The organism is Pseudomonas sp. RGM 3321 (assembly GCF_022836805.1).
Classification (GTDB): domain Bacteria; phylum Pseudomonadota; class Gammaproteobacteria; order Pseudomonadales; family Pseudomonadaceae; genus Aquipseudomonas.
Genome location: NZ_JALHBH010000101.1, coordinates 80930 through 89264, shown reverse-complemented (window position 1 = coordinate 89264; position 8335 = coordinate 80930). Strand labels below are relative to the sequence as shown.

Genomic DNA, 8335 nt, shown 5'->3' with positions numbered 1-8335 from the left:
CAACCACACAAGGGTGAGGGATCATGGATCAAATGGCACTCAAGGCCATCGAAGGCATCGCGGGGGCGCCTCGCGCGCCGTATCACAGCATCATGGTCAACCGCCTGACACCCATAATCGGTGCAGAGGTCAGCGGGGTCGACCTGTCGCAGCCTCCGGGCGAGGAGCAACTGAAGGAAATTCGCCGGGCCTTTCTGGAAAACCACGTGCTGGTGTTTCGTGATCAGCACCTGACGGTCGAACAGCACAAAGCCTTTGGCCGACTGTTTGGACCGTTACGTGCCTTGCCGGTAGAGAGCATTGATGGCGATGACCCGGAGCTGGTCGTGGTGCGCGCCAACGCCCAGTCACGCTTCGCTGCTGGCGAGCTTTGGCACACCGACGGCACCGCTGACCTGGAGCCGTCGATGGGCTCTATGCTGTATGTCAAAGAGACGCCCGCCATTGGAACCGGCGGCGACACGCTGTTTGCCAACATGCACCTGGCCATAGAAATGCTCTCGCCTGTGATGCAGGAGTTTCTTGGCGAACTGACGGCCATTCACGATGGCGAGATCCCGTGGAAGGGCTATCAGCCGCCTGCCAACCTTCCCAAAAGCGAGCACCCGGTGGTGGTTCGCCACCCTGAAACCGGACGCCGCAGCCTGTTCGTCAATTCCGGGTTCACCTCGCATATCGTGCAGCTGTCCGCAGGAGAGAGCCGCACGGTGCTGAACATGCTGTTCGATCTGATCGCCCGCGAACCTTCGCTTAGTTGTCGTGTGCGCTGGGAGCCGAACACGCTGGTGTTCTGGGATAACCGCTGCACTCAGCACCACGCGGTGTGGGATTACTTCCCGCACTCGCGCTATGGCGAGCGGGTGACGATTCTGGGAGGGCGGCCCAAAGCCTGAGCCGCTTGCCGCAGCCTGGCAAACGCCCGGCTGCGGGCTTATCACCTCAGCCGCAGGTGGTATTTCAGGTCATCGAACCATTGATCGCCGATCTGATAGGCATGCGGGACGCGGCGTTCGAAAGAGAAACCGCATTTCTCCAGCACTTTGCAGGAGGCAATGTTGCCATCGGTCACGGTCGACTCCAGTGAATCAAGGCCGATGGCGGCAGCGTAGTCGATGATTGCCCGGCGGGATTCGGTGCCGAAGCCTTTGCCTTGATGTTCCGGCAGCAACAGACAGCCCACTTCGGCATGCCCTGGCGACATGATGCGAAAGCCGCTGACCCCCAACTCCACGCCGCTCTGTTTGTCGACGACCACCAGGCACAGCCAGTGATCGGACTCTGGCGTCCACACCGGAAGGCGATGATCAAAGCCTTTGCGAACTTGTGCTTCTTCGATTTCCCCGAAGACGTACTGCATGGTCTGAGGCTCGGAGTGCAGCCTCAGAAACAACGGCCAGTCACTGGCGAACAGGGTCCGCAGATAAAGCCGTTCGGTGTGTAGTTTCAGCATCCGTTGCTCCTTGCACGATGAAAAAGGCACAGGGTTTTGTACTCGGCATTCGGCCAATGATCAATAATACACGCGCATTTCATCGCCATCGCTCGCGGCAATCGCTGAGCCGCAAGGCATGGTCATACCCTTCAGCATTTCAGGGACGAGTAAATGGCACTTCGCGTATTGGTCATTGGTGGCTACGGTAACTTCGGCAGCCTTATCTGCAATCATCTGGTGATGATGCCGGACATTGAACTGGTCATTTCCGGCCGTGACAGCCGCAAGCTGGCGGAAAAAGTCGCTGAGCTGCAAACACAGGGTGGCAAATATTGCGAGAGCTGGTGCGTGGATATTAGGCAGGACGGCGCGGGCAGCCAACTTCGCGCGCTGGGCATTGATCTGGTTATCCATACGGCGGGGCCTTTTCAGGCGCAGTCGTATGCCGTGGCCCGGCATTGCATCGCGGCGGGTGTGAATTATTGTGACCTGTCGGATTGCCGGACCTTTGTCTCCGGTATCGCCACTCTGGATGCCTTAGCGCGTGAGGCGGGCGTCTGCGTGCTGAGCGGATGCAGCTCGGTACCGACGCTTTCGGCAGCCATCATCGATCAGCATCGTCAGCGTTTTCTGCGCATCGATTCCATTGAACATGGCATCTCCTCGGCCGCAAAAATGCCCGGGTTGTCGACCGTGCGCGGCGTTCTGGCCTATGCCGGTCGGCCCATCCGGCAGCTAAGGAACGGCCAGGTGCACGAAGTGCCCGGCTGGATGGACCTGACCCTGCGCCGAATGCCCGGTATGGGCACACGACTGCTGGCCAATGTCGACGCCCCCGACATCGACGTATTCGCCACGCGCTACGCTGCGCAGAACCTGAGCTTCAAGGCGGGTTCCGGGCTCAAGGCCGGCGGCATCGCCACCTGGCTTCTGGCATTGGCGATCAGCTGCGGGCTGGTGCGCGATCCCGCGCCATGGGCCGCACGCCTGCATCGCTGGGGGACTCGCTTTGAGCAATGGGGGGATCGAAAAAGCGCGATGTACATCGATGTCGACGGCGTAGACCTCGACGGCCGGCCGCTGCACATGCGTGCGCAACTGACCGCGCTGAATGACAAGGGACCGGAGATTCCCAGCTGCGCCGCCGTCGCCCTGAGCGCCAAAATGGCCGGAGGCTACCGTCCGCAGCCAGGCGCACGGGCGTGCGTTGGAGAGATCTCCGTGGACGAGTATCTGGCGGCGATCAATGAACCGGCAAATATCCGTCTGGATGTCCATTTCACCAACGGGGATGTCTGACGGTGCTTTATCTGTACCTGAAATACCTGCATGTCATCGCCGCGATATTTCTGTTCGGATTCGGTATGGGCTCCTATCTTTACCTGATTGCCGCCAGCCGCAGTGGCAATTCCCAGGTCATAGCTCATGTTGCCAGGATGGTGGTGCGTTTCGATACCTGGATCACGACCCCGGCCGGCATTGTTCAGGTGATCACCGGGTATGCATTGCTCAGGGTGACTGGGATGCCTCTGCTCACCGATTGGGTGCTGATGTCTTTAGTCATCTTTGTCTGCGTCGGCGCGCTATGGTTACCCGTCCTGATTCTGCAAAAGCGTCTGCAACGAATGGCCGAACATGCCGCCGCTACGGGCACGGTTCTCGCTGATCGGTTTTGGACAATCTACCGTGTCTGGTTCTGGCTGGGCGTGGCTGGCTTTTCAGGCATGTTCCTGATTGTGCTGATGATGGTCAGCAAGATGACGCCGATGGCTTTTTTGCACACCTGACGTTATTCAGTTCCACGGCCCTTCACCGGTCATCGGAAACAAGACCTCTGAGCAAAGCTAAATAAATATTAATGAAGGCTGAGGGCCCCGTAAAATGGGGTCTATGTGATTTTTTCTATTGGCTTGCAAGCTAATTGTTATCACGCTAACTATAAAGTTACCTGACTAAGCGCCGATTCACGGGCATCCCGAAAAATCAAAGGCACACACGTAATGAGCGCAAAATGGTTGGACAACTTGAAAGTCAGCAAGAAACTTGGGCTGGGCTTTGCCGCTATTTTGCTGGGCGTGCTGACCGTTACCGCCATCGGTTACTCCAGCACCAACCTGTTGATCGAGCGCCTTGGCAAGAGCGGCAAGGTTTCTGAAATCAAGGCCGATGTGCTGAATGCCCGGATTGCCGCGCAAGCCTACGCCACGGGCCCCAGCGCCGCAGGGGTACAGACCTACGCCAGTGCCCTGGATACGTTGGGCCGCAGTGTCGATGACGGCCTGAGAGTGTTCGTGGTATCGAGCAACCTGATCAAGCTGCGCGAAATCAAGGAGCAGGTGGGCGGTCTGAAGCAGACTTTCGACCAACTGGTCAGCATGAATCAGAAAGTCGATGATGCCTTGAAGCCCTTGATCAAGGTGTCGGACGATGTCAGTGCCACGTTCGAAAGCCTGCTGCAAAAAACCATCGACGACACGTTGCGTGCTCCGGACGAAACCGGCATCAAGCAGGTCAAGATTGCCGGCGACCTGCGTAACGGCATGACCAACTTTCGCCTGGTGTTTCGCCGCTATCTGAGTATCCCGACCGTCGATAACCGTCAGGCCACCTACAACGCTGCCGACGCCCTGATCGCCCAGGTAGCGGCCGCGCGCAGCCAGTTGCCCAACGAAGCGAACGCCGCTGTGGACACTGCGCTGAATGCCTTGAAACAGTACAAGGTGCTGATGTCGTCGATCTCGGAAATGCTGCAGCAAACCGATCAGATCCGTAGCAACCTGCAACAGCAATCCATTGCGACCGCTGCACGCGCCGACGACTTGATGGCACAACAAATTGTCAGCGCCAAAAAGGAACAGGGCACTGCCGTTGTTCAGTTGTTGAGTGTGGCGCTGGTGGTGTTGCTGATCGGTATCTTTGCCGCTTTCCTGATCACTCGCCAGATCACCGTGCCGTTGAATGAGACGGTCATTGCCGCACGCCGGATCGCCGATGGTGACCTGACTCACGATACCAGCACCACCCGCCAGGACGAACTGGGCCTGTTGCAGAACACCATGCAGCACATGACGGTTTCTCTGCGCGGCCTGATCGGTGGCATCGGCAACGGTGTAACGCAGATCGCCACGGCGGCCGAACAGTTGTCCGCTGTCAGCGAACAGACCAGTGCCGGCGTCACGTTGCAAAAAAACGAAGTCGACCAGGTTGCCACCGCCATGAACGAAATGGCGTCGACCGTGCAGGAAGTAGCACGCAACACCGAAGACGCTTCGCTGGCGGCCAAACAGGCCAGCGAACGTGCCGCTCACGGTAGCAGTGTGGTGCAGCACGCCACTCGCGAAATCGGCCAATTGGCCGGTGAAGTGAAACAGCTGGGCGAAGCCATGCAGCGTCTCACCGAAGATAGTGGCAAGATCGGTAGCGTGATTGACGTGATCAAGGCCGTTGCCGAACAAACCAACCTGCTGGCGCTCAACGCGGCTATCGAGGCTGCACGTGCGGGTGAGCAGGGCCGCGGTTTTGCGGTGGTGGCTGACGAAGTACGCTCGCTGGCTCAGCGTACCCAGAATTCCACCACGGAAATCGAAGCGCTGATTCAGGCGTTGCAAAAAGGTACAGGTGCCGCATCGGGTCTGATGGATGCCAGCCTGCAACGCACCGAAGGCACTGTAGTGCTGGCTCGTCAGGCCGAACAGGCACTGGTTGAGATCAATCAGTCCATCGGTACGATCGAGCAGATGAGCCAGCAGATTTCTGCCGCGGCCGAGCAGCAGAGCGCCGTGACCGACGAAATCAACCGCAGCGTGCTCAGCGTGCGCGACATCGCTGATCAATCGGCTTCGGCAACCGAGCAAAGCGCCGCATCGACTGTAGAGCTGGCCCGCCTGGGCAGCGACTTGCAGAGCATGGTAGCGCGTTTCAAGATTTAACTTCCCTGTACCAGGCGCCTTGTGACTCGGTCACGAGGCGACCTGCCGTGCTTCCGCTCGTACGACCATCCACACACCGACGCCCGACACCGCCATACCTGATGCCATCTGCCAGGACAGCGGCTCGTTGAACATTACCCAGGCCCAGAGCATTGTCACCGGCGGGCTGAGGTACAGCACGCAGGCAACGCGGGTGGCTGATGCGCGGCGCAGACACACCCAGTAAAGTCCGTAGCCGCCAAGCGTCGCCAGCCCCACCGTCCATATCACGCTCAATGCGAACCCGGTACTGGGAATGGGGGCGAGGCTGCCCTGTGTTCCCTGGATGATGGCGAACGCGAAGCTCGATATAAAACATTGCAGCCACAGGTTGGGAAGCAGGTCCATGGGCTGCATGTGGGTCGAGCACTTCTGCCACAGTGTCGCGATGGCCAGTGACAACATGCCCAGCAGTGGCAGGCCGTAGGCCCACAATGGCGCATCTCCCACCGCCAGCGCGCTGTACGTGACCAGCACCACGCCGACCAGACCGACCACCAGCCCCGCCCAGATTTGCCAGACAAGTCGCTGCCCGAGCACTGCGGCAGCCAGCAGTGCCATGCCCATCGGCAACAAGTCGGCAAACAGCGCCGCGAGTCCTGCGGGTACGCCCAGCGCGATGCCCTGCGTGACGCCTGCCACATAGCCCGCCATGGCCAGCAGACCGATGCCCGCATTTTTCAACAGCGTGGCAGGCGGTATCGATTTCAGTTGCCTGGCGACGAAAGGCAACAGGATCAACGTGACCGCCACACAACGCCAGAACACCACCAGCAGTGGCGGTGCGTAATCAAGCGAAAACCGTGCGCCGATGAAACCTGAGCTCCAGGTCAGGACAAGAGCTGCTTCCAGCAAGACAAGGGGAATGGCCTGATGCCAGGCAGGCCGCGTCATGCTCGGAGAAATCGATAGGTGCTGGTTCATGGACACAGGATACGAAGTCAGCGTAATCTAATAAATCAAAATTAACTGCATCAGTTGTTCGGAATTTATGAATCATGAGCGCAATTCTCGATATCGAACTGATACGTACTTTTCATGCAGTGGCGCGAATAGGTAAGTTTTCTGCGGCTGCCGAGCAACTTCACAAAAGCCCGGCGGCAGTCAGTGTGCATATCCAGCGACTTGAGACGGTGGCGGGCGGGCGCTTGCTCAACCGGGACAACCAGTCGGTGTCTCTGACTGCGCTGGGCAAGCGTTTGTTGCTGTCGACGACGGAATTGTTGTCCACCCATGACCGGGTGCTGGCTGACCTGCAGGGGGCTCATCTGGCGGGGCGCATCACGCTGGGTGTTCCGGATGAGTACGCCGTTCATGTCATCCGCGACATCCTGCCAGTGTTCGCTGCGGCCTGGCCCAATGTGGTGCTGGAATTGAAAACCGCACCCAGCTACACCCTGCGCGAGCAGGTTGCGCGCGGCAAGTTGCAGACAGCAGTGATCGCGCAACCCAAAGGGCAGCCAAGTGCTGATACGCAGTTTCTGGTATCGACCAAGCCGGTCTGGGTCGGGCCGGCCAGCGTCGCACTGGCATCTGCGGACCCGTTGCCGCTGGCCATTCACTCAGCGCAATGTCCTTATCGTGAAGCCATGATGGCGTCACTCAAAGACAACGGCCGCAAAAGCCGTGTAGTTCTCGAAAGCCCGTCCAATCAGGCGATCAAAGCCTGTGTGGAAGCTGGCCTGGCGATCAGCCTCATTGATCGGAGCGGGGTCACGCAAGCCATGCAGATTCTCGATGACCTGCCTGAAATTCCCGAGCACGAAATCGTCTTCCTGCGCTCGCCGTCGTCACAGACCGATGAGGCGGTGAGTTTGCTGGCGCAGGCGCTGCAGAAGTATTTTCGGGTTTAGCAGAAAGTACTGCAGTCGAAGGATGCTATCGACTGCAGGAGCACTTTTGGCTCAACCGTCCTTGAACAGAAAACTGTAGGCATTCAACGCCGGTACGCCGCCGAGGTGGGCGTAGAGCACTTTCGAGCCTTCGGGGAATTCGCCGTTGCGCACCATGTCGATCATGCCGTGCATGGATTTGCCTTCGTAGACCGGGTCGGTCAACACGCCTTCAAGGCGCGCGCAAAGGCGGATGGCTTCAAGGGTGCCATCGTTCGGCAGACCGTATTCCGGGTAGGCGTAGCGGGTGTCGAGCACCACGTCTTCGGCGGTTATTTCGCGGCCCAGCTCCACCAGTTTTGCAGTGTTCTGAGCGATGCGCAGGACCTGCGCGCGGGTCTTTTCCGGTTTCGCCGACGCGTCGATACCGATCACACGTTGTGCCCGGCCATCGGCAGCGAAGCCCACCAGCATGCCTGCGTGAGTGCTGCCGGTCACCGAGCAGACCACGATGTAGTCGAATTTGAAGCCCAGCTCTTCTTCCTGCTGGCGCACTTCATCGGCAAAACGCACGAACCCCAGGCCGCCATAAGGGTGTTCCGAGCAGCCCGCAGGAATCGGGAACGGTTTGCCGCCGCGTTCCTCGACGTCGGCCATGGCCTTTTCCCAGCTCGGGCGAATGCCGATATCGAAGCCTGCCGAGTCCAGACGCACATCGGCCCCCATGATGCGCGACATTTCGATATTGCCGACCCGGTCGTACAACGCGTCGGAATAGTTGACCCAGTTCTCCTGAACCAGCACGCATTTCATGCCCAGATGCGCCGCGACTGCCGCTACCTGACGGGTCTGGTTGGACTGGATGCCACCAATCGACACCAGTGTGTCGTAGCCGCCGTCGATGGCTTCCGGCACCAGGTATTCCAGTTTGCGGGTCTTGTTACCGCCAAAGGCCAGACCGCTGTTGCAATCCTCGCGCTTGGCATACAACTCGACCTTGCCACCCAGATGCTCGCTCAAGCGTTTCAGAGGGGTGATGGGCGAGGGGCCGAAGGTCAGAGGGTAGCGCTTGAACTTGCTCAGGTTCATATCGGAGCTCCGTT

8 protein-coding genes are annotated in these 8335 nt (G+C 59.1%); 5 read left to right on the top strand and 3 right to left on the bottom strand.

The window, feature by feature from the left end; all coding sequences use genetic code 11:
• Window positions 1-23 precede the first annotated feature (23 nt).
• Entirely contained in the window at window positions 24-893 is an 870-nt protein-coding gene (locus RGM3321_RS08890; protein WP_244392679.1) for a TauD/TfdA family dioxygenase, read from the top strand.
• Window positions 894-934: 41 nt separating this feature from the next.
• Here the strand turns inward: RGM3321_RS08890 and RGM3321_RS08885 are convergent, their stop codons facing one another.
• The gene (locus RGM3321_RS08885; RefSeq protein ID WP_054076705.1) at window positions 935-1450 is read right to left on the bottom strand and encodes a GNAT family N-acetyltransferase; all 516 of its coding nucleotides are present in this window, start codon (window positions 1448-1450) and stop codon (window positions 935-937) included.
• Between the two features lie 153 nt (window positions 1451-1603).
• Here RGM3321_RS08885 and RGM3321_RS08880 point away from each other — a divergent pair, with 153 nt between their 5' ends.
• The 3 genes from RGM3321_RS08880 to RGM3321_RS08870 all read left to right on the top strand — a co-directional run bounded on the left by RGM3321_RS08880 (window position 1604) and on the right by RGM3321_RS08870 (window position 5361).
• On the top strand, window positions 1604-2731 hold the full coding sequence (locus tag RGM3321_RS08880; protein ID WP_244392677.1) for a saccharopine dehydrogenase NADP-binding domain-containing protein: 1128 nt from the start codon (window positions 1604-1606) through the stop codon (window positions 2729-2731).
• Window positions 2732-2733: 2 nt separating this feature from the next.
• Entirely contained in the window at window positions 2734-3219 is a 486-nt protein-coding gene (locus RGM3321_RS08875; protein WP_244392675.1) for a DUF2269 domain-containing protein, read from the top strand.
• Between the two features lie 213 nt (window positions 3220-3432).
• Complete coding sequence (locus tag RGM3321_RS08870) at window positions 3433-5361, top strand: methyl-accepting chemotaxis protein (RefSeq protein ID WP_244392673.1); 1929 nt, start codon at window positions 3433-3435, stop codon at window positions 5359-5361.
• Window positions 5362-5391: 30 nt separating this feature from the next.
• On the opposite strand, the gene RGM3321_RS08865 is transcribed toward RGM3321_RS08870, so the two are convergent.
• Window positions 5392-6324, bottom strand: coding sequence for a DMT family transporter (locus RGM3321_RS08865; RefSeq protein WP_244392671.1), 933 nt, complete (start codon window positions 6322-6324; stop codon window positions 5392-5394).
• Window positions 6325-6398: 74 nt separating this feature from the next.
• Here RGM3321_RS08865 and RGM3321_RS08860 point away from each other — a divergent pair, with 74 nt between their 5' ends.
• The gene (locus tag RGM3321_RS08860; protein ID WP_244392669.1) at window positions 6399-7253 is read left to right on the top strand and encodes a LysR family transcriptional regulator; all 855 of its coding nucleotides are present in this window, start codon (window positions 6399-6401) and stop codon (window positions 7251-7253) included.
• 51 nt (window positions 7254-7304) lie between these two features.
• Here the strand turns inward: RGM3321_RS08860 and RGM3321_RS08855 are convergent, their stop codons facing one another.
• Window positions 7305-8321 (bottom strand): 1-aminocyclopropane-1-carboxylate deaminase, encoded by a 1017-nt coding sequence (locus RGM3321_RS08855; protein ID WP_244392667.1) that lies wholly within the window; start codon window positions 8319-8321, stop codon window positions 7305-7307.
• Window positions 8322-8335: the final 14 nt, after the last annotated feature.

What these genes read in the sequence shown, in the direction of transcription:
- RGM3321_RS08865 (WP_244392671.1), bottom strand. Translation starts at nt 6,324, where the DNA reads ATGAACCAGCACCTATCGATTTCTCCGAGCATGACGCGGCCTGCCTGG.
- RGM3321_RS08890 (WP_244392679.1), top strand. Translation starts at nt 24, where the DNA reads ATGGATCAAATGGCACTCAAGGCCATCGAAGGCATCGCGGGGGCGCCT.
- RGM3321_RS08870 (WP_244392673.1), top strand. Translation starts at nt 3,433, where the DNA reads ATGAGCGCAAAATGGTTGGACAACTTGAAAGTCAGCAAGAAACTTGGG.
- RGM3321_RS08860 (WP_244392669.1), top strand. Translation starts at nt 6,399, where the DNA reads ATGAGCGCAATTCTCGATATCGAACTGATACGTACTTTTCATGCAGTG.
- RGM3321_RS08885 (WP_054076705.1), bottom strand. Translation starts at nt 1,450, where the DNA reads ATGCTGAAACTACACACCGAACGGCTTTATCTGCGGACCCTGTTCGCC.
- RGM3321_RS08855 (WP_244392667.1), bottom strand. Translation starts at nt 8,321, where the DNA reads ATGAACCTGAGCAAGTTCAAGCGCTACCCTCTGACCTTCGGCCCCTCG.
- RGM3321_RS08880 (WP_244392677.1), top strand. Translation starts at nt 1,604, where the DNA reads ATGGCACTTCGCGTATTGGTCATTGGTGGCTACGGTAACTTCGGCAGC.